Raw genomic sequence first — 21,919 nt, forward strand, 5'->3', positions numbered from 1 at the left:
CCGCTCAGGCATACCTCTTATTCATACTGGAAAGGAAGAGAATAACCTTCTGCATTAGAATGAATGCAAAAAGCAAAAGGCCTATCAAGATCTTCGTCCACCAGCTCGAGAGTGTCCCGTCGAAGGTGATATAGGTCTGAATGAGGCCCTGTATCAGGATACCGATGAAGGTACCTGCCACGAATCCCGCCCCTCCGGTCAACAGCGTTCCCCCAATGACGACTGCTGCGATCGCATCAAGTTCGACGCCGACTGCTGCCAGAGAATAACCGGCCGACGTATAGAGCGAAAAAACGATTCCGGATAGACCGGCAAGAAACCCGGATAATGCATAGATCTGGATCGTCGTGCGCCCGACTGGAACGCCCATGAGCTGCGCCGTCTGTGGGCCGCCGCCGAGGGCATAGACATTGGTACCGAAGCGCGTGCGATGCGCCAGGAATATGCCGGCGACAAAGATCAGAAGCATGACGCCGCCGATCAGCGTTAGCCGACCACCACCCGGCATCCTGTAGTAGAGGCTTGTCAGCGTTGTGTAGCAGTCGTGATCGATCGGAATGCTGTCGATCGACAGCACGAACGCCATGCCGCGTGCCAGGAACATGCCCGCGAGCGTCACGATGAAAGCCGGCATTTCCAGATAGTGAATGATCGCGCCCATTACCGCGCCGAAGGCGGTTGTGATGATTAGCACCAACACAAACGCAACGAGCGGATGGATTGTGCTGTTCTGCAGTATGACGGCCAGGAAGACACCGGTGAACGCAATGACGGAGCCGATTGAGAGGTCGATGCCACCCGAGATGATGACAAATGTCATGCCGACCGCTGCGATGCCGAGAAAGGCATTGTCGGTCAATAGATTGCCGATCACGCGGGTAGACAGAATGTTGGGATACTGCAACGTGCAGATTGCGTAGGAGAGAACGAAGATCACGACCGTTGCAAGGAGAGGAAGATACTTCGAGTTCATTGGATCTGCCCTTCCCTGATGCTGCTCGGTCGTCGGCTGAGAACCACGGCCGCCGATTGAACCGCTGGCGACTGAATGACGAGGATCACGATGACGATCACCGCCTTGATGATCAGGTTGAATTCCGGTGGGAATCCTGAGAGCAGAATGCCAGTGTTCACAGCCTGAATGATCATTGCGCCGATCAATGAGCCGAGGATGCTGAAGCGCCCGCCAAGCAGGGAATTGCCGCCTACGACGACAGCCAGGATCGCGTCGAGTTCAAGCCAGAGACCGGCATTGTTTGCATCCGCCCCCTTGATATCAGCTGCAACAATGATGCCGGCGATCGAGGCGCAAAGGCTGCTTAGCATATAAACAGCCATCAGCAGCACCGGCGTTCTCACGCCGGAAAGCATGCTTGCACGCCGATTAATGCCGGTTGCTTCGATCAGCATGCCAAGCGCCGTGCGCCTCACGAGCAGTATTACCAGGGCGCCCATGACCAACCATATGATGACAGGCATGGGCAGGAACGCGAAGGAGCCGCTGCCGAGCGCGATCAGCCCTTCATCGTTGAAGGTCATGATGACGCCCTCGGTGATGAGCTGTGCAATCCCGCGTCCGGCCACCATCAGGACAAGCGTGGCGATGATCGGCTGGATGTTGAGGACAGCAACCAGAAAGCCGTTCCATACCCCGCAAAGTAGCCCGACCCCGATCGTTACCAGCAGTGTCATGGCAAGCGAATGACCGGATACGATGGATGATGCGGCAACGGCACCGCAGATCGCGATCACAGCGCCGACCGAAAGGTCGATCCCCTTCGTTGCAATCACGAGCGTCATGCCGATTGCCAGCAAGGCGACCGGCGCGCCGCGGTTCAGCACATCGATCAGGCTGCCGTAAAGCCGATCATTCTGAACCACGACATTAAAGAATTGCGGGAACATCATGAAATTCAACATGAGAATGACCGCAAGGGCAATGAGCTGCGGCGCCAGCCGGATCAGCAGTGCATTGAGCGACGATGTCATGCGTCCTCCGTCTTTTTCTGGGCGGCGGCGATGGCGTCGACAATGCGCGCTGTGCTGACATTGTCGCCCGTCAGTTCCGCGACATGTTCGCGATCGCGAAGGACCAAGATACGTGAGCTATAGGCGATAAGTTCTTCCAATTCCGAAGAAATAACGATCAGCGACATGCCTTTCGCGCAGAGATCTTCGATCAACCGGATAATCTCGGCATGTGCGCCGACGTCGATCCCGCGGGTCGGTTCGTCGAGGATCAGGAAGTCCGGATTGGTGGCCAGCCAGCGCGCAAGGATCGCTTTTTGCTGGTTGCCGCCCGACAGCAGACGTATCGGCTTCTCCCTGTCCGTCGTGCGGATGTCTAGGGCATTGATGTAACGATCCGCCAGGGCGTTTTGATCGGCGCGAGAAATCGGCCGCGCCCAGCCCCTGCGCGCCTGCAGCGCTAGAGCGATATTCTCGCGAATGGAAAGGTCGCCGATGATCCCGTCCGTCTTGCGATCCTCCGGACAGAAACCGAAGCCGCTGCGGATGGCCGCACGTGGATTCGACAGCGTAACCGGTCTACCGTCGACTTGTGCCGTTCCGCTGTCAGCCTGCTCGATCCCGAAAAGCAACTCGGCAGTCTCTGTGCGACCGGATCCGAGCAAGCCTGCAACGCCCACCACCTCACCGACGCGGACTTCGAGGTCGAACGGCTTCACCTTGCCACGCTTGCCGTAGCCTTTAAACCTGTATTTGACCGGGCCGGCAGAAACCGAATGCGCCCGCGCTGTTGCTTCGGCATTCGCCAATTCATGACCGAGCATCATCGAGATCAGGCTCTGGCGAGACAGCTCCGATGTTTCGCGGGTGCCCACTAGCCTGCCATTTCTGAGTACTGTGATGCGATCACTGACCTCGTAAACCTGCTCTAAGAAATGAGTAATAAAGACAATGCCAAGGCCGCGTTCTTTCAAGTTTCGCATGATGCGAAAGAGCATCGCGACTTCCTGCGTGTCGAGGCTTGCAGTCGGCTCGTCGAGAATGAGGACTTTGCCGGACAAATCGACCGCGCGCGCGATCGCCACGACCTGCTGCACGGCGACCGAAAACCGATCCAGCTGTGCAGTCACATCGACGTCTATTCCATACTGATCAAGGAGTGCCCGCGCCTGCCGGTTCATCGCACGTGCATCGATCATACCGAACCGCTTGGGTTGACGGCCGAGGTATAGGTTCTCGGCGATGCTCAGATTGGGGAGGAGATTAACCTCCTGATACACCGTGCCGATGCCGAGTTTTTGAGCCGCGAGCGTATCGGACGGATTGATCTCGGTGCCGTCGAGAGCGAGCCTGCCCTGGTCGCGGTGATAAGCACCCGTAACGCATTTGATGAGCGTCGATTTTCCGGCGCCGTTTTCGCCCAGAAGCGCATGCACCTCGCCCTTGCGCAGCGAGAAATCGACCTTGTCGAGCGCAATGGCGCCGGGGAAGAATTTCGATACTCCGGAGGCAGTTAGAACGTTCTCGAAATCGTGAATCATGAAAGCGGCTTTTCCTGATAGGGACCGACAATGCCGCGCCGTGGACGGACATGAAATCCCGACTGGCATTCGGCAGTTCCGCACCGACCCATGATGGACCGGTGCGGTTCTAGCGTCAAAATCAGTAGCCGAGGTTCTTCTTTGACTCGTAGACCTTCATCGGGTCATCAGCCGGCGTATAGAGCTTCGATTCCGTCTGGATCCACTTCGGCGGAGCCTTCTTGTCCTTCAGGTAGGCGTCGAGCACGTCGAATGCGGGACCTGCCATGTTCGGCGTCAGCTCCACGGTCGCGTTCGCCTCTCCGGCAGCCATGGCCTTGAAGATATCAGGAACGGCGTCGATCGAGACGACGAGGATGTCCTTGCCCGGCTTGAGACCGGCTTCCTTGATCGCCTGGATGCCGCCCACGGCCATGTCATCATTATGGGCGTAGAGCGCGCAGATTTCCTTGCCGCCGTTCTCAGCCTTCAGGAAGCTTTCCATGACTTCCTTGCCCTTGGTGCGGGTGAAGTCGCCGGTCTGGCTGCGAACGATCTTGAAGTTTGCCTTGCCCGCGATGGCCTCTTCGAAGCCCTTCTTGCGGGCGATGGCCGGCGAAGAACCTGTCGTGCCCTGAAGCTCGACAATGTTGCAGGCCTTGTCGCCAACGGTCTTTACAAGCCAGTCGCCGGCAACCTTGCCCTCATGAACCTGGTCAGAAGTGACAGCGGTCAGGTAAAGGTCTTCAGGTGCCTTGATCGTCCGGTCGAGCAGAATCACCGGGATTTCCGACTCCTTGGCTTCCTTCAGAACTGCGTCCCAGCCAGTCTCAACGACCGGCGCCAGGAAGATGGCATTGACGCCCTGGGCGATAAAGGAGCGGATCGCCTTGATCTGGTTTTCCTGCTTCTGCTGCGCGTCAGCAAACTTCAGGTCCACGCCACGCTTCTTGGCCTGTTCCTTCGTGACGGTGGTTTCGGCAGCGCGCCAGCCGGATTCAGAGCCGATCTGCGAAAAGCCTACTACCAGTTCTGCAGCCGATGCAGAGCCGAACATGCAGGCAGCCAGAACCGTGGCACCCAAGAGTGCAGTCTTCAATTTCATGATTTCCTCCCAAAGCCGCCTCCCGCGGCACGCATAGGAAAAAATCATATAGTATTACTTTTGTAAATGCACTTTTTGGTATGCGATGCAGAAAAAAAGGCGCTCGAAACGAGCGCCTTTTCGCACGTGCTAATTGCTTGCCGAAATCACTTCGGCAGCTTGTCGTCCACGCCTTCGACGTAGAAATTCATACCGAGAAGCGTGCCGTCGTCAGCCTTCTCGCCGGCCTTGAGCCACGGCGTACCGTCCTGTTTGTTGATCGGGCCGGTGAAGGGATGCAATTCGCCCGACTTGATCTTGGTCTCGGTTTCCTGCGCCATCTTCTTCACGTCATCAGGCATGTTCGTATAGGGCGCCATCGTCAGAATACCGTCCTTCAGGCCGTCCCAAATCTGTTCGGACTTCCAGCTGCCGTCCAGCAATTCCTTGGTGCGCTTGATGTAATAAGCCCCCCAGGTGTCGACGATCGCCGTCAGCTGGGTCTTCGGACCCGCCGCGATCATGTCGGATGCCTGGCCGAAAGCCGGGATGCCGCGCTCCGCTGCCACCTGCATCGGCGCCGTGGTGTCGGTATGCTGGGTCAGGATGTCGACGCCCTGGTCGATCAGCGCCTTGGCGGCATCAGCTTCCTTGCCAGGGTCAAACCAAGTGTTGGCCCATACGACCTTGAGCTTGAAGTCCGGATTGACCGACTTCGCGCCGAGTTCGAAGGCGTTGATGCCCATCACGACTTCCGGGATCGGGAAGGACGCGATGTAGCCGGCAAGACCTTTCTTGGACATCTTCGCGGCGATCTGGCCTTGGATGTAGCGGCCTTCATAGAAGCGGGAATTGTACGTCGACACGTTCGGTGCTGCCTTGAAACCGGTGGCGTGCTCGAACTTCACCTTCGGAAACTTCTGGGCGACCTTCATCGTGGCATCCATGAAGCCGAACGACGTCGTGTAGATCAGGGCGCAGCCGGAGCGCGCCATGCGCTCGATCGCGCGCTCCGCATCCGGGCCTTCCGGTACGCTTTCGAGGAACGGCGTTTCGATCTTGTCCCCGAGCTCTTTCTCCAGAGCTTGACGGCCGAGGTCGTGCGCCTGCGTCCAGCCGCCGTCAGTGCGGGTTCCGACGTAGATGAAGCAGACCTTGGTCTTGTCGGCAGCCTGTGCAGCGGAGCCGACGCTCATGACTAGTGCGGCAGTTGCCGCAAGTGCGAGTGCTAGTTTTTTCATTTTAACCCCTGTTGGTTGGAAGCTTTGAAACTCGTTGTCTTGTTCGTCACCGGTCAGGCACAAACGCCTTGCCAAGCGATGCCGGCGTGTTGATCAACGTCGTGCGCCGATTATGAGAAATGATGATGAGGACGACAATAGTCGCAGCATAGGGCAGCATCGAAAGAAGCTGTGAGGGAATGCCGATGCCGAAGGCCTGCGCGTGCAACTGGCCGATCGTGACTGCCCCAAAGAGATAGCCGCCGGCAAGAACTCGCCATGGTCGCCATGAAGCAAAGACGACAAGCGCCAGAGCGATCCAGCCGCGGCCGGCGGACATGTTCTCTACCCATTGCGGTGTATAGACGAGCGAAAGCTGTGCTCCAGCGAGTCCCGCGCAGGCGCCGCCGAACATAACCGCCAGATAGCGCGTACGAATGACGCCGATGCCGAGCGCATGCGCCGAGCCGTGATTGTCGCCAATCGCGCGCAGCTTGAGCCCGGCGCGGCTCTTGAAGAGGAACCAGTTGATGGCGATCACCAGCACGATCGAGAGGTAGAACACAAGATCCTGGCGGAAGAGCACTGCGCCAAGAAATGGAATGTCGGAAAGATAGGGAATGTAAATCTGCGGCACCTTGATGCCTGGCACGCCAACATAGCTTTCGCCCAACATGCCGGAAGCGCCAAGCCCTAGGATCGTCAGCGCAAGACCTGTCGCCACCTGATTGGTCACGAGCGTCAGGGTTAGGAAACCGAAGAGAAGCGAAAAGAGCGCGCCAACCGCAATTCCGGCTAGCAGGCCGATATAGGGCGAGCCGGTCGCCTGTGCTGCCGCAAAGGCGCCGACGGCGCCCATGATCATCATTCCCTCGACGCCGAGGTTCAGGACGCCGGCGCGCTCTGTCACGAGTTCGCCGAGTGCAGCGATGACCAAAGGTGTCGCCGCCGTCATCACCGTCAGAAGGATAGCTTCGAAAATCATTACGCACTCTTTCCGATGGGCGAATGCACGCGCGACCAGAGGATCCTGATCTTGTAGTAGATCAAAGTGTCGCAAGAGAGCACGAAGAATAGCAGCAACCCCTGAAACATGCGCGTTACTTTGTCCGACACGCCGAGCGACAGCTGTGCCGCCTCGCCACCGAGGTAAGTCAGGGCAAGCACAAGGCCCGAAGCAATGATGCCGAGTGGATTGAGCCGGCCCAGGAAGGCGACGATAATCGCGGTAAAACCGTATCCCGGCGAGATCGCCGGCTGCAGATGCCCGATCGAACCCGATACCTCCGAGATACCTGCGAGGCCGGCGAGTGCGCCCGAGAAGAGGAAGCTGAACCAGATCATCTTGCGCGACGAGAAGCCCGCAAAGCGCCCGGCCCTTTCGGCCTGCCCGAGCACCACGATCTCGAAGCCCCGCAGCGTGTATTTCATCATGAACCAGACAAGGACCGCTGCGATGATCGCAAAGGCGAACGCCCAGTGAGCCCGCCCCGACTCTTCCCATATGGCGGGAAGGACTGCCTCAGGCGCAAAGTCGCGTGATACCGGGAAATTCATGCCCTGCGGGTCTCGCCAGGCGCCGCGAACCAGCCAATCGAGAAACAGCTGGGCGATGTAGACCAGCATCAGGGATGTGAGGATTTCGTTGGTGTTGAAGTGTGCCTTGAGCAGTGCCGGAATGGCGGCGAACAGCGCCCCGCCGATCGCTCCCATGATGAGCATCAGTGGCAGGACCACCGGCGAATGCCAATCGGAAAAGACGACCGGCAAGATCGATCCTGCGATTGCGCCCATCGTGAACTGGCCCTCGGCGCCGATGTTCCAGTTGTTCGACCGATAACAGACGGAGAGGCCGACGGCGATCAAGATCAACGGTCCCGCCTTGACGGCCAGTTCATGCAGTGACCAGACCTCCATTAGTGGCTCGATAAAGAAGGCGTCGAGCGCCTCGATCGGGTTCTTGCCGAGCAGCGCGAACATGATCACGCCAGCGATCAATGTCAGACCAAGTGCCAGCAGAGGCGAGACGAAGCCGTAGAGCTTAGAGGCCTGCGGCCGCTTTTCGAGTTCAATGCGCATTGGCCGTCTCCGATGCGGTCTTGCTTTCATGCAGGCCGCCCATCAAAAGGCCAATCTTCTCCCGGGACAGTTCTCCCGCCGGGAAGGGCTGAGAAAGTCGCCCCTCAGAAATCACGGCAATCTCCGTTGCGACTTCGAATATTTCGTCAAGATCTTGACTGATGAGGACGACTGCAGAACCGTTGCGCGCCAGGTCGACAAGAGCCTGACGAATGCGGCTCGCTGCTCCGGCATCGACGCCCCAGGTCGGCTGATTGACAACGAGAACCGTCGGCTGGCGGTCGAGTTCGCGGCCAACGATAAACTTCTGCAGGTTTCCGCCGGAAAGCGAGCCTGCCGCCGGGTCCTCGCCGCTTTTACGCACATCCATCGCCTCGGCGATCCGTTTTGTCGCGGTCTTGACGGCGCCGCGGCGGATTACCTTAAGAAAAGCGCCGCCAAGAAAGGCTTTGCGGTCGGATTGGCTGCGCGCCAGCACCAGATTGTCAGAGAGCTTCATGGCCGAGACGGCCGCGTGGCCATGGCGTTCTTCCGGCACGAAACCGGCGCCAAGCAGGCGGCGAGCCGTGATGCCCTGGGTACCGACGGCTTTCTTACGGATCGTGATCGCATCCGGCGAACTCACTGGATATTCTCCCGAAAGCGCATCGAAGAGTTCGCCCTGTCCGTTTCCGGCAACGCCCGCGATCGCCAGGATTTCGCCGGAGCGGACCGCCAGAGACACCTCCCTCAGTGGCATCGCGAAAGGTGTGCGTGCGGCGACGGAAAGATTGGTTACCGCAAGCTGCACATCGCCCTTGTTGCCGCGGTCAGGATGCGTAACGGTCGCGACGTCGCTGCCAACCATCATGCGGGCGAGAGAAGCTGGCGTCTCCTGACGTGGGTCGCAGGCACCCGTGACTGTGCCGTTGCGCAACACTGTCGCGCGGTCGCAGATGCGCTGAACTTCTTCCAGCCGATGGCTGATGTAGAGGACCGATTTACCTTCGGCCTTCAGCTTGAAGAGCGTTTCGAAAAGCTTGTCAGCCTCCTGCGGCGTCAGCACCGAGGTCGGCTCATCAAGGATAATGAGTTTGGGGTTTTGCAGCAGCGCGCGGACGATCTCGATGCGCTGGCGTTCGCCGACGGAGAGATCGGCAACGTGGGCATAGGGATCGAGCGGCAAGCCGTAGGCGCGCGAGAGCGCCCTTGCCTCTTCCGCAATCCTGCCGATCGGAATGCTGTCGTCGAGCGAAAGCGCGATGTTTTCAGCGACGGTCAGCGCCTCGAAGAGCGAGAAATGCTGAAAGACCATGCCGATGCCAAGCTTGCGGGCGTCGCCCGGCGAACCGATCGAAACCGGCTGGCCTTCCCACAGGATATTGCCCTCGGTCGGCTCGAGCACGCCGAACAGCATCTTGACGAGCGTCGATTTGCCGGCGCCGTTTTCACCAAGGAGAGCATGGATTTCGCCAGGGGCTATATCGAGGTCGATGTGGTTGCAGGCAGCAAAGCTGCCGAAGAGTTTCGTCAGTTGCTGAACCGACAATAACGCACCGGAACCCGGCACATCAGATAACGACACGTTCCCCTCATTTCTCTCTGCCGACCCTGCCCGTTCGGGTCATTATGGGATCAGCAGCGTAGTTCCGGTAGTTTTCCTGGATTCCAATTCCATGTGAGCCCGCCCGACTTCACGCAATGGATAGGTTTGGTTGATATTGATACGCACTTTGTTGCTCAAAACAACATCAAATAACGCGTTTGCACAATTGGTTAGCTCTTCGCGTGTGGCGATGTAGGTGAAAAGCGTGGGGCGCGTTGCAAAGAGCGATCCCTTCTGTGCGAGCATGGCGAGCGTGAAGTTCTCGATCGGCCCCGAGGATTGGCCGAATGAGACGAACATGCCGAGCCGTCTCAGGCAATCCAGCGATTGCGGAAACGTGTCGCGGCCGATCGAGTCATAGACGACGTGGACGCCAGCGCCGCTGGTGATCTCGCGTACACGTTCTGCGAAATTCTCGGTGCTATAATTGATGACGTGATCGTAGCCATGCTCGAGCGCCAAACGCACTTTGCTGTCCGACCCCGCCGTGCCGATCACCGTCGCGCCGAGCGCCTTGGCCCATTGGCCGGCTATGAGGCCGACGCCGCCGGCTGCCGCGTGGAATAGGACCGCAGTACCCGGTCCAACCTTGTACGTCCGGTTAAGCAGATATTGCGCGGTCATCCCCTTCAGCATCATCGAGGCTGCAGTTTCTAGCGGAATTCCGTCCGGAACCTTGACGAGGTGCTTGGTTTCGATGTTTCGCTCGACGCTGTAGGCGCCATCCGCACCGGCATAGGCGACACGATCGCCAACCTTGAACTCCTTCACATCTTGGCCGACAGCTGTAACCGTGCCAGCCGCCTCCTTGCCAGTCACGAAAGGCATATGCGGCGCGTTATAGAGCCCAGTTCGGAAGTAAACGTCGATGAAGTTCAGGCCGATGGCGGCGTGTTTGATCTGGACTTCTCCTGCGCGGGGCGGCGGCAGCTCGATATCGATGTATTCGAGAACTTCAGGTCCGCCGGTCTTGCTGAATGAAACCGCCTGCGTTTTCGCCATTGCCTTCTCCTAATCGCGTCCAAGCGCAGGGAAGAACTGCAGCACGGCGCCGATGCAGTAGAGGTAGATACCGCTAAGGATAAAGAGGGCAAGCGCCCATTGCGGGATCACGAAATGCATCAGCAGCGCATACATTCCCAGCGCCGACCATAAGAAGAAGACACCGAGGTTGAGCGGCCTGAGGCGTTGTACGCGGACTGGATGGAGAAAATTGATCGGCAGGAAGGTGAGGATGACCGAGACGAGGACGACGGCGAGTGCTGTGATTGCACTGGCATCGATGACGAACAACGTAAAGACGATCATGTTCCAGACCACCGGGAAGCCGGAGAAGAAGTACTCCTCAGTCTTCATGCCGGTATCGGCGTAGTAGATTGCGCTGGATACAACGATCATGCCTGCTGCCACGAAGGACCATGGCTCACCGATCATGCCACTCTGGTAGAGCGCGAACGCCGGTAGTAAAACGTAGGTTACATAGTCGATGATATTGTCGAGTGTATCGCCCGACCAGTTTGGCAGCACTTCTTTGACACTGACCTTGCGGGCGATCGGCCCATCGATGCCGTCAACGAGAAGCGCGAGGCCCAGCCACCAGAACATATCGATGAACCGATGCTCGGCGGCCGCGACGACGCCCAGAAATGCGAGAAAGGACCCGGATGCCGTCAGAATATGGACGGAGAATGCGCGCATTTCCGCGTAAGGTACGCGCTTGTAATTGAAAATCTTCATGTTTCCCCGAGCAGCCTATGGCGTCCGCGCGCGGCAGACGCGGTTTTTGCCTAATATGCATCCTTTGCTTCGCTTCGCCAGCGCAAAAGCGATGAAGCGTGGGAAGGCGCAGGAATCCTGACCGCGACACGCATATTTCGTGCAAGTCGCCAGAGAAAGAATGGAATACCTTTAATCACGACACTATTTGTAATATCTCGCTGGCATCGAAAACATTGTGCGACGAATACGGGATCCGATACCGAAATGAACGCCCCTGCAAAGACCGAAGACTTCGCCTCCCCGATTCCGGCCGGAGTCTATGCCGAAACCGTGCTCAGCGTGACGCATTATACGGATCGCTTGTTCCGGTTCACGATGACGCGGCCGCAGGGTTTCCGTTTCCGGTCTGGCGAATTCGCCATGATCGGCCTTATGGTTGACGGCAAGCCGATTTTCCGCGCCTATTCGATCGCAAGCCCCGCCTGGGCTGAAGAACTCGAATTCTTCTCGATCAAGGTGCCGGACGGCCCGCTGACCTCGCATCTGCAGGCGATCAAGCCAGGCGACCAGGTCCTGATGCGCAAGAAGCCGACAGGCACGCTGGTGCTCGACGCGCTGACGCCCGGCCGTCGTCTTTATATGTTTTCGACCGGCACCGGCATTGCACCCTTCGCGAGCCTGATCCGCGATCCGGAAACCTATGAGAAGTACGAGGAGGTCATCCTCACCCACACGACCCGCGACGTGGCGGAACTGAAGTATGGTTTCGATCTGGTCGAAGAAATCAAAAATGATGAACTCCTGCAGGAAGTCGTCGGTGACAAGCTGCGCCACTATGCGACGGTCACCCGCGAGGACTTCGAGTATCGCGGCCGTATTACGGATCTGATTTCGTCAGGCAAGCTCTTCACCGATCTCGGCGTTCCGCCGCTCGATCCATCAATCGATCGTGGCATGATCTGCGGTTCCTCTGCGATGCTGAAGGACACGAAGGATCTGCTGGAAAAGGCCGGCCTCAATGAGGGCGCAAACAGCAAGCCGGCGGAGTTCGTCATCGAACGTGCGTTCGTAGGTTAAATCCCGCTAGATACACTGATCGACGGCCCTTAACAGGGCCGTTTTCAACTATGGCTGCTGAGATAGTTGATCAGCGCGCTCATAGCTTGGCCGGCATCCTTGGACCTCCCCTGCTGAATGGCCCGTATGACTGTGACGTGCAACGAGATGGACTGATCCATTCGGTCGGGACTCGTGGACGCGGACCAGAGCCGACGCGAATGGGTCTGAACCGGTCCAAGGGCCGACGTTATGAAGGCGTTGGGGCAGGCTTCTTCCAGGATTTCGTCAAAGGCCTTGTCGGCGGCGAAGAATGCCGCCAAGTCGCCGGTTGCCGCGCAGACTTCCATCGCTTGCGCACATTCGCCCAGCTCCCTGCGCTGCTCTGAGGTGGCGAAGTCGGCGGCCAGTGCGGCCGCAATCGGCTCGAGCTCCCGGCGGACCTGCATGACATTGTCATGGTCCGTCGGCTTGATCTCGGCCACCTGCAATCCGACACGCGGCTTCACCACGATCAACCCTTGCCACGCCAGCTTCTGAATCGCCTCGCGCACGGGTGTTCGACCGTGCCCGGCAAGGTCGATCAAGTGCTTCTCGGTGACTAAAGCGCCTGGTTGCAACGTCAGCGTCACGATCGCATGCTCTAGGGTGAGATAGGCAAGGTGACTGAGTGAGTTCTGCATTCGCGTATCCGTGGCTTCGGAAAATGTCTGGTGTCGCGAAGGCGACTGTAAAAGCTCATGATATATCAGCGTCCGCGCGAACGGCAAGCTGGCGCCGAGCGCGGATCATGTTGCAAAATGGAAGACTGGACGGCACCTACTCGTGCCTCAGCGCCTCGATCGGGTTGAGCTGTGCGGCACGGCGTGCCGGGAAATACCCGAAGACCATCCCGATCGCGGCGGAGAACACGAACGCCACGGCGATCATAGTGGGGTTGACCACGAAAGGCACCTTGAGGACGGTTACTGCCCCATAGCCGAGTCCGACCCCCAGCAGTATCCCCGCGACGCCACCGAATACCGACAATGCCACAGCCTCGACAAGGAACTGCAGCAACACCTGGTTTTCCAGCGCGCCGATCGCCAGCCGTATACCGATCTCTCGGGTGCGCTCCGTCACGGATACCAGCATGATGTTCATGATCCCAATGCCGCCGACGAGCAGGCTGATCGCGGCGACTGCTCCGAGTAGGCTGGTCAACAGCGTCGTGGTGCCGGTCATTGCGTCCGCAATCTGCGTCATGTCATTGACGCTGAAGTCATCTTCGCGACCAGGGATGATTTTCCGACGCTCGCGAAGCAGGTTTTCGGTTTCGTCCTGAACTTTCGTCGTCGAAACACCGTCGCGCGCCGAGATCACAATCATCTGGACATTGGCGTTCGCTTTGCCACCGATCCGGCGTTGATAGACCTTGACGGGCATGACGACGACATCGTCCTGGTCGTTGCCCATGCCGGACTGGCCGCGCTTGGCAAGGACGCCAATGACGCTGCACGAAACCTTGCCGACGCGAATCTGCTGCCCCGTCGGGTCGGCTGCGCCGAAGAGCTGCAAGCGCACGGTCTCGCCGAGGATGCAGCGCGGGCGCCCACGCTCTTCTGCCGCGTCGAAGGTGCGGCCGATCGCCATGTCCCAGTCCTGGGCGATGAAATAGTCGTTGGTCGTTCCCATCACGGTCGTCGAGTGGCTCTGCCCGCCGTAGATGACGGTCGCGGTCGTCTGATTGAGCGGTGCTGAGGCGCGCAGGCCATTGACCTGATCGCGGATGGCATCAACATCCTTGACAGTGAATCGACGGGCCTCAGAACTTGCGCGACCGGGACCGAATTGACCCGGACGTACAAACAGCATGTTAGTGCCGAGCCTTGAAAGCTCGGCCGAGACCTGGGCGGTCGTGCCGTTGCCGATCGTCACCAGCGCGATGACGGCCGCCACGCCAATGACGACACCGAGCACGGTAAGGAACGACCGGAGGATGTTGCGACTGATTGCGCGCAGCGCGAGTTTCAGCGTCTCAAAGAACATGATTCGCCCTCCCGCGATGCTCGCCTTCTGTCTCGAGCTTGCCGTCGATAAAGCGAAGCAGCCGCTGGGCGTAGGCCGCAATGTCCGGCTCATGCGTGACCATGACGATCGTAATGCCCTGTTCGCGATTCAATCGCGTCATCAAGTCCATGATCTCAATGCTGGTCTTGGTATCGAGATTACCGGTCGGTTCATCCGCCAGAAGCAGCGAAGGTTCGGTCACAATCGCCCGGGCAATGGCGACGCGTTGCTGCTGGCCGCCGGACAGTTCCTGCGTCTTGTGATGTTCGCGCCCGGAAAGGCCCACAAGCGCGAGCGCCTCCTTGGCCTGGCGGTGACGCTGGCTTGCATACATGCCGCGGTAGATCAGCGGCAGTTCGACATTTTCCAAAGCCGACGTGCGCGGCAGCAGGTTGAACCCCTGGAATACGAAGCCGAGCATATGGCGGCGCAGCAACGTCAGTTGGCTGCGGTCGAAGCCCTGTGTCGACACGCCTTGGAAAATGTAATCACCGGCGCTCGGCACATCGAGACAGCCAAGAATGTTCATGGCCGTCGACTTGCCCGAACCGGAGGGTCCCATGATGGCGACGAATTCATGCTCGCGGATCGCCAGATCAACTCGATCGAGGGCGCGAATTGCCGCCTCCCCCTGACCGTAGATCTTCGAGACTTGCTTGAATTCGATGAGTGGCGGGCTCGTCATCGTGACCCTCGCCTATTTCGCCTGCGCGGTGGCGTCGGTAATCACGGCGTCGTTTTCCTTCAGGTCTCCAGAAACGATCTGAGTGAATTGTCCGTCGGAGGACCCCACTTGGATGATCACGGCTGCCGGCTTGTTTGAATTCAGAACCCAAACGCGCCGCTTTGCTCCAGTTAGGGCTTCGCCGCCCTGGTTGCCAGTCCGCGGTCCCATCCGGGGTGGCCTGAGCAATCCGAAGATGCCGCGATTCCGGGAAGATTCTACAGCCGGCGGCGGCGCATAGCGAAGCGCCGAATTGGGTAACATCAGAGTAGTCTTGATCGCTTCGACAGTGACGTCCGCCGTGGCAGTCATGCCCGGCCGCAGCAATAGGTCAGCATTGTCGACCGACAGGATCGCTTTGTAGGTCACGACATTGTTCGTTGTCTCTGATGCAAATCGGATTTGCTTGATCTCGGCCGGAAAGGTCCGGTTGGGATAGGCATCGACAGTGAACGTCGCCTTCTGGCCGACGGCAATCTGACCGACATCGGCCTCGTCGACATCGACCTGCAACTCCATCTTCCTCAGATCGCCGGCGATCACGAAAAGCACGGGCGCCGACAGCGACGCCGCCACTGTCGCGCCCGGATCGACCGAACGCGTCAGAACTACGCCGTTGATCGGCGAGACGATCTTCGCTTTGGCGAGGTTGACCTCGGCAAGCCGCAAATCAGCCTCGGCAGAGAGCACAGCAGCGACATTAATGTCCTTGGCAGCGACCGCAGAATCGAACTTGTAACGCGCGTCCTCAAGGCTCTGTTGAGTCGACACGTTGCTTTGAACGAGATTGCGGAAGCGCTGGAACGAGCTCTGCGCCGACTCGAGGTCAGCCGTGGCCTTCACAACGTTGGCTTTGGCCGAATCAAGCTTCGCACGCGAACTCTTGACGTCGGCTTCAAGCTTGTTCGTATCGAGCGCGGCAAGAACCTCGCCGGCCTTGACCTCGCTGTTGTAGTCGACGTTTACGTCGCGAACCGTTCCGGACAGCTCGCTTGATATATCCACCTGCTCCGTCGGCTGCACGGATCCTGTAGCGGTGACCAGCACGGTTAGGTTGCCGCGCTTAACAGGCTGAGTGGCGTAGCTGTATTGGTTGCCCTCTTGCCGCGAATAGAAGTAGGTCACGCCGCCGGCGGCAAGAATCAGCAGAAGCAATACCGATAGGCGACCACGCCAACTGCCCTTGGACTGTTTGCGTGAGGCCGCAAGGACGGCCGCCAGATCGGCGCTCGCCTTTGTTGGATTGGTTTCGTGCATATCCTTGACGTCGTTCATTCCGGCCTCGATCAACGTGCGGCAATGCAGCCGTCAGCAAGATGAGCACGTCGAAGCTGAACGACAGATTAGCATCGGCCCGGATTGGCACGAAATGGCGGTGGAATGAAATGAAATCTTGGTAATGAAAGTTCAGTTTTCCGTAGGATCAATTGGCCTCAAGGGCATTGCTTCGTATTGCCCGGTGCCTCCCTCTATCGGGCGCAGCCAGATTTCGCCGTCTTTGATCCAAAACATTGAAACGACTGGAGATCGATCAGAGGATCCTTCAGTGAACCCATTCGAATTGTTGCGGAGCTCATCGCTAAGGCTGAGAATGCAGCCGCCACATCGTGGACAGAAGCTGCGACCCGTACAGGTGGATTCCTCGAAGGATCACCTCGGCCAAAACTGCAAAGACGAGGAAAAACGGATCCACTCGACTTGCGGCAGTCCCTGCAGTGGCAGCCCGACGCGGAGTAGCCCGCTCCAACTGCTAGTGCGCCGTGCAGTAGAGGCTGCCCCACTCCGGATGCGCGTTGACAAAATCATCAGTGAGCCGGCAGACGACGCTTGGCGGCCATGAGCAGATCGAGTTCTGTGGCAGATGGCCCGAACTTCTCATAAAGCCGTTTCGCTTCGGTTTCGTCGAGACGATATTTCCTGGTAAACTCCCCGAGGCTGTAAGGTCGTCCGCGCAACACTTTTCGGGTCGTCGTCGGTGCAGATGTGGTCACGCTGGTCATCGCATTCTCCTTGGTTGTACAAGGGGCTAGCTAGAGCGTCGCGTGACTTTGTGAAGATATTGAATGGCCCTCAGAAGGGATTGATTCATTTAATTTTTTTTGGGGGAACCTTCTGACGCTTCGTGCATTTATAAGGCGAGATTATGAGCTGCGCCAAGCGGACGCGGCGGCGCGAAAGGATGCCCGGATTTTTCCGCTTTCCCCGGGTGGCCAACGAAACGGCAGTCGAGCTTTCGCCCGTCCGGTTCATGATCTCGTTTCCCCCAACTTTGACAAAGCGCCTTCGGGCGCTTTTCTTTTGTGGTCTTTGGACATTGCAAACGACGGGCTCGCGCAATCAGGTAAAACCGGTGGCGAAGCCCCCATAGGCTGGTAGCTGCCTTTCAGGCCCGTTCGCAAGAAATGTGCCTAATGCACAGGGAACGATGATTTTTTGGTTGACCGCAATGGGGCACCTGCATATGTTCCGCGCACTTCCAGCCGGGCGAACCGTTCGGCATCAGGGAGAGCGTAGCTCAGCTGGTAGAGCAACTGACTTTTAATCAGTAGGTCTCGGGTTCGAACCCCGACGCTCTCACCACAATTCAACGACCGAGCATGGATTTTGCGGTGAAAAACGCATCGTGCCTTTTTACGTGCTCGACTTGCGTAGCTAGTAACTGCAGGAGCGGCCGTTGCTCGGTCTGAACCCACCCGAACAGGCTGGATTTGCAGAGCGATTGTATTGATAGGACGATGAAAATCCGATTGACGAGGTCTGATCGGAGTTTGTGGTGCAGGCTGCAATGATCGCGGAAAGGCTGACCAGTGCTCCGGCTGCTGCAAGTGCGAGAAATCTGTTCATTCGAGCTTCTCCTTCCGCGCCACATAGGCCCGCGTGAGAATACATGACACGCTTGATCGTGTGGCTACCACCAGGTCACCGCGCTCGACCAGCGACACCGAGGTTGGTCCTTTAAAGAAGTGAAACGCGATGAAGCAGTCCTCAGGTGATTCCAGTCAGAGTGTTTTCTGTTCGAACCTCAGCGCTCCACGAAAGTAAGATTGGCGCCGTCTCTTTGCAGTATGGCCGTGTTGTCTGCGGGCAGATGCTGGTCTCCATTGTCGTCACCTGTCCACAGATCGTTTCGTGTCCTTGCCCCAAATTCCCAATGTGACACTTATCAATGCGACGTCGCCTTCCGGCTGGCCAGCAACAGAATATAGTCGTCCGCCGCATCCGCGATGGCCATTGCAACCTCCGCAGGCGCCCACCCTTTTTGCTGCGCATCGCGGATGATCTGATGGAGTGCTGGTTCAACATCGGCACGGCAATCGAGTAGACGTTGGTCATGGGTAGTGTCATTACGAACTGACTGTAGATTGATCATAGCTGGAACCCCTCTCATGTGAAGGAAGTTACCATGACATAGATTGCAGGTTGAGCAAGCAAATGCTTAAGGAAGGGCCATGATTTCGTTGAGAATGAGCTTTTTCGTTTACACAAGCGGGTCGGCAAAACGATTCTCGGCATAATCGGCCGTTAAATCGATGAACAGAGCGTGGTCGATTTACGGGGGCGCAGGAAACGGCGAGATCCAGCGTGGCTTGGTCCGACGCGAACTGATCGTGTATTGGTATTGTTATTACGTGGCTGATATGGCCGAGTGTATAAAAATTGGTATGCCTTTTGGAACGGTCGCCTAGCGTAACGCCCTCCTGATACGGTGTTGATTCTACGGCCTCGCGCGAAATGCAATTGCAAGATGCTTCTCTCATGAATGCGCGCTTGAGGCATCTCGCGATGCCCTTCCGAGAGCATGCATCTCGATTCCTAGGAATACTCGACAGCGTCGAGTGTTTTTGAGTTCGACGTCCAGGGGTTGTGCTGCGGTCGATCGAGGGCGGACATCATCGTCGAACCCTTGAGTCGGTCGACGAGGTTTGAACGAACTTGACGACGGGTCGCGTCAGTTGGTCTCCCGTAGCGCCTATCTTCGAGCGAACATTTGCGTTGCGCACCCAAACGGATCACCTATCTTTTTCGTGTGGGAGAATTGAGTCTCAACGCGGGCACAAGGCTTGCAGCATCATTCGTGTTCCAGGCCTATCTCAGGCTACCGGCCGCTTATTGTTCGTATGCGGAGACTCGCTGTCAGAGATCCCTCAATTCCCTCGCTAGCGTTGACTTCGTTTTCTCTGGAGGAAAATCATATGGAAGACGCAGGCGTAGGTTGGGTAGCCGCTATCATTATCGGCGGCATTGCCGGGTGGCTCGCGGAAAAGTTCATGAACAGCAACATGGGGCTGTTGATGAATATCATTTTGGGCATTGTGGGCGCGATCGTCGCCAATGCCATACTCTCGGGGCTGGGATTCGCGCTGGCTGGCTGGCTCGGCTATCTGATTGCCGGCTTTGTCGGCGCTTGCCTGCTCATTGCTGTTGGCCGGGTCATTCGTCGTTAGGCAATCATGCAAAATCAAAAGCCGGGCGTCAGCACGCCCGGCTCTCGCCTGGTCAAATTGCCGATCGATCTTATCGACGGCTCATCAATCCGAAAAGATAAGCGACACCGGCGGTCACGGCGAGCGCGAAGATAGGCTCCTCCCTTACCCTGTCGCGCAACCGTTCCGTCATCACCGAGGCCTCATCGGCGACGGCGGTCTTGGCGCCGTGTCCAAGCGCCACCACGCTTTCGGACAGGCGTGCAAGGTCTTCGCGCAATGCTGCGACCTGTGCGGAAAGATCGTCTGCCGCGAGCTCCGCCTTCACGCGCGCGGTTGCGGACTGGGCGGAGGCGGTTTTCATATCGGCCATTGTCTGCTCCTCTTTTTCCGGATGCTGTTCAACGAATTAGCCCGAGAAAGGTTCCGATATCCGGTGGCTTTTGCTGAGCTCGATGCGTTTGAATGATTGCAGATATAGTGCAGATGTTTTCGCGCGATAACCCTTCATTTCCTGCCGGCTTTGTTCTAAGGAACGTCGAATGCTTTGCCCGCGAACGGGCGAATATAATGCGAGGTTTGCGTTTCGATGTTCGATCTTCTGAGAAGAGCTGCTCACACCTGGGTTGCCAAGCTCCTCATGCTGCTTCTGGTCGCCTCTTTCGGCATCTGGGGTATATCCCGCGAGCTGGTATCAGGCGGCAACAGCACGACCGTTGTCAGCGTCGGAGATCAGCATGTGGACGTCAACGAATTTCGCCTGGCCTACCAGCGGCAGGTCGCAAATCTCAGCCAACAGTTCGGGATGCGGCTGACGGCCGATCAGGCCCGCGCCTTCGGCGTTGAACAGCAGGTACTGGCGCAGCTGGTTGCCGGCGCCTCGCTGGATCAGTTGGCGGAAGACATGAACCTCGGTCTGTCGCAGGATCGCCTTGCGCAGCTGATCGGCGATGATCCGGCCTTCAAGGCCGTTAACGGTCAGTTCGACCGTACCCTCTTTGCATCGCGACTGCGCAACGCCGGCATCCGCGAGGACGACTACATTAAGGAGCGCAGCAAGGTTGCCGTCCGCAGCCAGATCGTCGACGCTGTCTCGAACGGCTTCGCGGCGCCGAAGACGCTCGTCGATGCCCTCAAGCTCTATCGCCAGGAAAGCCGCGGCATCGATTACCTATTGCTGACAAATGCCAATATCGAACCGATCAAGGCGCCTGCCGAGGATGTGCTCGCCAAATGGTTCGAAGGCGCCAAGACGCGCTACCGCGCACCGGAATACCGGAAGGTTGCCTTCCTCAAGCTTCAGCCGGAAGATATCGCCGATGCCGCCTCTGTCACGGATGACCAGATTCGCGAAGACTTTGAAAAGCGCAAGGATAGTTTCCGCACGCTGGAGACTCGCACGATCGAGCAGCTCACTTTCCAGAACAAAGATCTTGCCAATGCCGCGGTGGCAGCACTGAAAAGCGGCACGACTTTCGATCAGCTGGTGACGGATCAGGGCAAGACGGCAACCGACGTATTCCTGGGCGAGTTCTCCAAGGACAAGGTTCCGGATCAGGCCATCGCGGATGCGGCCTTTGCTGTTTCGAAGGACGGCGGAACAACGCCTGTTGTCGATGGTACCTTCGGCCCGGTTGTGCTCCGTGTGAGCAACATCAAGCCTGAGAGCATCAAGAGCCTTGACGAGGTCAAGGAAGAGATCCGCAAGCAATTGGCTGTTTCCAACGCTTCCCAGGAGCTCATCAACGTACACGATCAGATCGAGGATCTGCGCGGCTCCGGCTCGACGCTGGAACAAATTGCAGAGCAGCTTAAGCTTAAGGCAGTCGTGATCGATGCCGTCGACGCCACGGGCCTCGACAAGAATGGCAACGAGGTCAAGGATATTCCGGCCAAGCAGCAGGTTCTTGGCGCGGCCTTCCGGACCGACGCCGGGGCGGACGCTCCTTCCCTTTCGATCGGTACCGACGGCTATCTCTGGTTCGACGTTCGCGACGTGACGCCGGAGCGCGATCGCCCGCTCAGCGAGGTGCATGACAAGGCAGTCGCCGACTGGACCGCCGAACAGCAGAAGCTCGAGCTCGCCAAAAAGGCCGAGGAACTGAAGCAGCAGGCACAGAAGGGAACGCCGCTCGCCGATATCGCCGCACCTCTTGGTATCACGGTCGAAAGCAAGAGTGGCATTACCCGTGGCACCGACGACGCCGTGCTCGGCCGGGCTGGTGTCAACGCCGCATTCTCGGGCCCGATCGACACGATTGCCAATGCCGTCGGCGGTGACCCGACAACGCAAATCCTTCTCAAGGTCACTGAAGTGAACACGGAACCGACGGGTGACGTGCTCAACAATCAGGACCAGCAGATCACAGCAACGGCAAACGCGGCCGGCGACGACATTCTCGATCAGATGGTCAACCTGCTGCAAACGCAGTACGGCGCATCGATCAATCAGTCTCTCGCCGATCAGGCGGCAGTCCGCTAAGGAGAACAC

The 21,919-nt window shown here is 58.2% G+C and carries 20 protein-coding genes and 1 tRNA gene; 4 read left to right on the forward strand and 17 right to left on the reverse strand.

What is annotated here, in order from left to right; all coding sequences use genetic code 11:
• Nucleotides 1-4: 4 nt before the first annotated feature.
• The 10 genes from yjfF to pcsA form a co-directional block, all read right to left on the reverse strand.
• Complete coding sequence (yjfF, locus tag K9B32_RS25540) at nt 5-973, reverse strand: galactofuranose ABC transporter, permease protein YjfF (RefSeq protein WP_224567484.1); 969 nt, start codon at nt 971-973, stop codon at nt 5-7.
• Nucleotides 970-1,989, reverse strand: coding sequence for an ABC transporter permease (locus K9B32_RS25545; protein ID WP_224567487.1), 1,020 nt, complete (start codon nt 1,987-1,989; stop codon nt 970-972). The genes yjfF and K9B32_RS25545 overlap by 4 nt, the downstream gene beginning before the upstream one ends.
• Nucleotides 1,986-3,509: a galactofuranose ABC transporter, ATP-binding protein YtfR gene (gene ytfR / locus K9B32_RS25550; RefSeq protein WP_224567500.1), complete on the reverse strand. Its 1,524-nt coding sequence runs from the start codon at nt 3,507-3,509 to the stop codon at nt 1,986-1,988. The genes K9B32_RS25545 and ytfR overlap by 4 nt, the downstream gene beginning before the upstream one ends.
• Nucleotides 3,510-3,630: 121 nt before the next feature.
• Entirely contained in the window at nt 3,631-4,593 is a 963-nt protein-coding gene (gene ytfQ / locus K9B32_RS25555; protein ID WP_007793656.1) for a galactofuranose ABC transporter, galactofuranose-binding protein YtfQ, read from the reverse strand.
• A 146-nt stretch (nt 4,594-4,739) separates the two neighbouring features.
• The gene (locus K9B32_RS25560; RefSeq protein WP_224567502.1) at nt 4,740-5,813 is read right to left on the reverse strand and encodes a BMP family ABC transporter substrate-binding protein; all 1,074 of its coding nucleotides are present in this window, start codon (nt 5,811-5,813) and stop codon (nt 4,740-4,742) included.
• Nucleotides 5,814-5,859: 46 nt separating this feature from the next.
• Entirely contained in the window at nt 5,860-6,777 is a 918-nt protein-coding gene (locus K9B32_RS25565) for an ABC transporter permease (RefSeq protein ID WP_132591102.1), read from the reverse strand.
• On the reverse strand, nt 6,777-7,871 hold the full coding sequence (locus K9B32_RS25570) for an ABC transporter permease (protein WP_224567514.1): 1,095 nt from the start codon (nt 7,869-7,871) through the stop codon (nt 6,777-6,779). The genes K9B32_RS25565 and K9B32_RS25570 overlap by 1 nt, the downstream gene beginning before the upstream one ends.
• Nucleotides 7,861-9,435: an ABC transporter ATP-binding protein gene (locus tag K9B32_RS25575; RefSeq protein ID WP_224567516.1), complete on the reverse strand. Its 1,575-nt coding sequence runs from the start codon at nt 9,433-9,435 to the stop codon at nt 7,861-7,863. The genes K9B32_RS25570 and K9B32_RS25575 overlap by 11 nt, the downstream gene beginning before the upstream one ends.
• A gap of 42 nt (nt 9,436-9,477) precedes the next feature.
• The gene (locus tag K9B32_RS25580; RefSeq protein WP_224567518.1) at nt 9,478-10,458 is read right to left on the reverse strand and encodes a quinone oxidoreductase family protein; all 981 of its coding nucleotides are present in this window, start codon (nt 10,456-10,458) and stop codon (nt 9,478-9,480) included.
• Between the two features lie 9 nt (nt 10,459-10,467).
• Entirely contained in the window at nt 10,468-11,193 is a 726-nt protein-coding gene (gene pcsA / locus K9B32_RS25585) for a phosphatidylcholine synthase (protein WP_224567520.1), read from the reverse strand.
• 246 nt (nt 11,194-11,439) lie between these two features.
• Here pcsA and K9B32_RS25590 point away from each other — a divergent pair, with 246 nt between their 5' ends.
• Nucleotides 11,440-12,252, forward strand: a complete 813-nt coding sequence (locus K9B32_RS25590) for a ferredoxin--NADP reductase (protein ID WP_007793674.1) — start codon at nt 11,440-11,442, stop codon at nt 12,250-12,252.
• A 44-nt stretch (nt 12,253-12,296) separates the two neighbouring features.
• Here the strand turns inward: K9B32_RS25590 and K9B32_RS25595 are convergent, their stop codons facing one another.
• The 5 genes from K9B32_RS25595 to K9B32_RS25615 form a co-directional block, all read right to left on the reverse strand.
• Nucleotides 12,297-12,914 (reverse strand): GntR family transcriptional regulator, encoded by a 618-nt coding sequence (locus K9B32_RS25595; protein ID WP_224567522.1) that lies wholly within the window; start codon nt 12,912-12,914, stop codon nt 12,297-12,299.
• Between the two features lie 136 nt (nt 12,915-13,050).
• Nucleotides 13,051-14,259, reverse strand: a complete 1,209-nt coding sequence (locus K9B32_RS25600; RefSeq protein WP_224567524.1) for an ABC transporter permease — start codon at nt 14,257-14,259, stop codon at nt 13,051-13,053.
• Entirely contained in the window at nt 14,249-14,965 is a 717-nt protein-coding gene (locus K9B32_RS25605) for an ABC transporter ATP-binding protein (RefSeq protein ID WP_224567526.1), read from the reverse strand. Before K9B32_RS25605 ends, K9B32_RS25600 begins: the two co-directional genes overlap by 11 nt.
• Nucleotides 14,966-14,977: 12 nt before the next feature.
• A complete protein-coding gene (locus K9B32_RS25610) occupies nt 14,978-16,279 on the reverse strand; it encodes an efflux RND transporter periplasmic adaptor subunit (RefSeq protein WP_224567528.1) in 1,302 nt (433 codons plus the stop codon).
• A 530-nt stretch (nt 16,280-16,809) separates the two neighbouring features.
• On the reverse strand, nt 16,810-17,004 hold the full coding sequence (locus K9B32_RS25615) for a hypothetical protein (protein ID WP_224567530.1): 195 nt from the start codon (nt 17,002-17,004) through the stop codon (nt 16,810-16,812).
• 504 nt (nt 17,005-17,508) lie between these two features.
• Here K9B32_RS25615 and K9B32_RS25620 point away from each other — a divergent pair.
• A tRNA-Lys gene (locus tag K9B32_RS25620) sits at nt 17,509-17,584 on the forward strand.
• A gap of 583 nt (nt 17,585-18,167) precedes the next feature.
• On the opposite strand, the gene K9B32_RS25630 is transcribed toward K9B32_RS25620, so the two are convergent.
• Nucleotides 18,168-18,374, reverse strand: a complete 207-nt coding sequence (locus K9B32_RS25630) for a hypothetical protein (RefSeq protein ID WP_007793693.1) — start codon at nt 18,372-18,374, stop codon at nt 18,168-18,170.
• Between the two features lie 823 nt (nt 18,375-19,197).
• Here K9B32_RS25630 and K9B32_RS25635 point away from each other — a divergent pair.
• Nucleotides 19,198-19,449 carry a GlsB/YeaQ/YmgE family stress response membrane protein gene (locus K9B32_RS25635; RefSeq protein WP_007793700.1) on the forward strand — a complete coding sequence of 84 codons (252 nt, stop codon included), beginning with the start codon at nt 19,198-19,200 and terminating at the stop codon, nt 19,447-19,449.
• Between the two features lie 70 nt (nt 19,450-19,519).
• Here K9B32_RS25635 and K9B32_RS25640 read toward each other — a convergent pair whose 3' ends face one another.
• The gene (locus K9B32_RS25640) at nt 19,520-19,801 is read right to left on the reverse strand and encodes a hypothetical protein (protein WP_224567534.1); all 282 of its coding nucleotides are present in this window, start codon (nt 19,799-19,801) and stop codon (nt 19,520-19,522) included.
• Between the two features lie 216 nt (nt 19,802-20,017).
• Here K9B32_RS25640 and K9B32_RS25645 point away from each other — a divergent pair, with 216 nt between their 5' ends.
• Nucleotides 20,018-21,910 (forward strand): peptidylprolyl isomerase, encoded by a 1,893-nt coding sequence (locus K9B32_RS25645; RefSeq protein WP_224567536.1) that lies wholly within the window; start codon nt 20,018-20,020, stop codon nt 21,908-21,910.
• The last annotated feature ends 9 nt before the right edge of the window (nt 21,911-21,919 follow it).

The sequence above is a fragment of the Rhizobium sp. 3T7 genome (genome assembly GCF_020166565.1).
Taxonomy (GTDB): domain Bacteria; phylum Pseudomonadota; class Alphaproteobacteria; order Rhizobiales; family Rhizobiaceae; genus Rhizobium.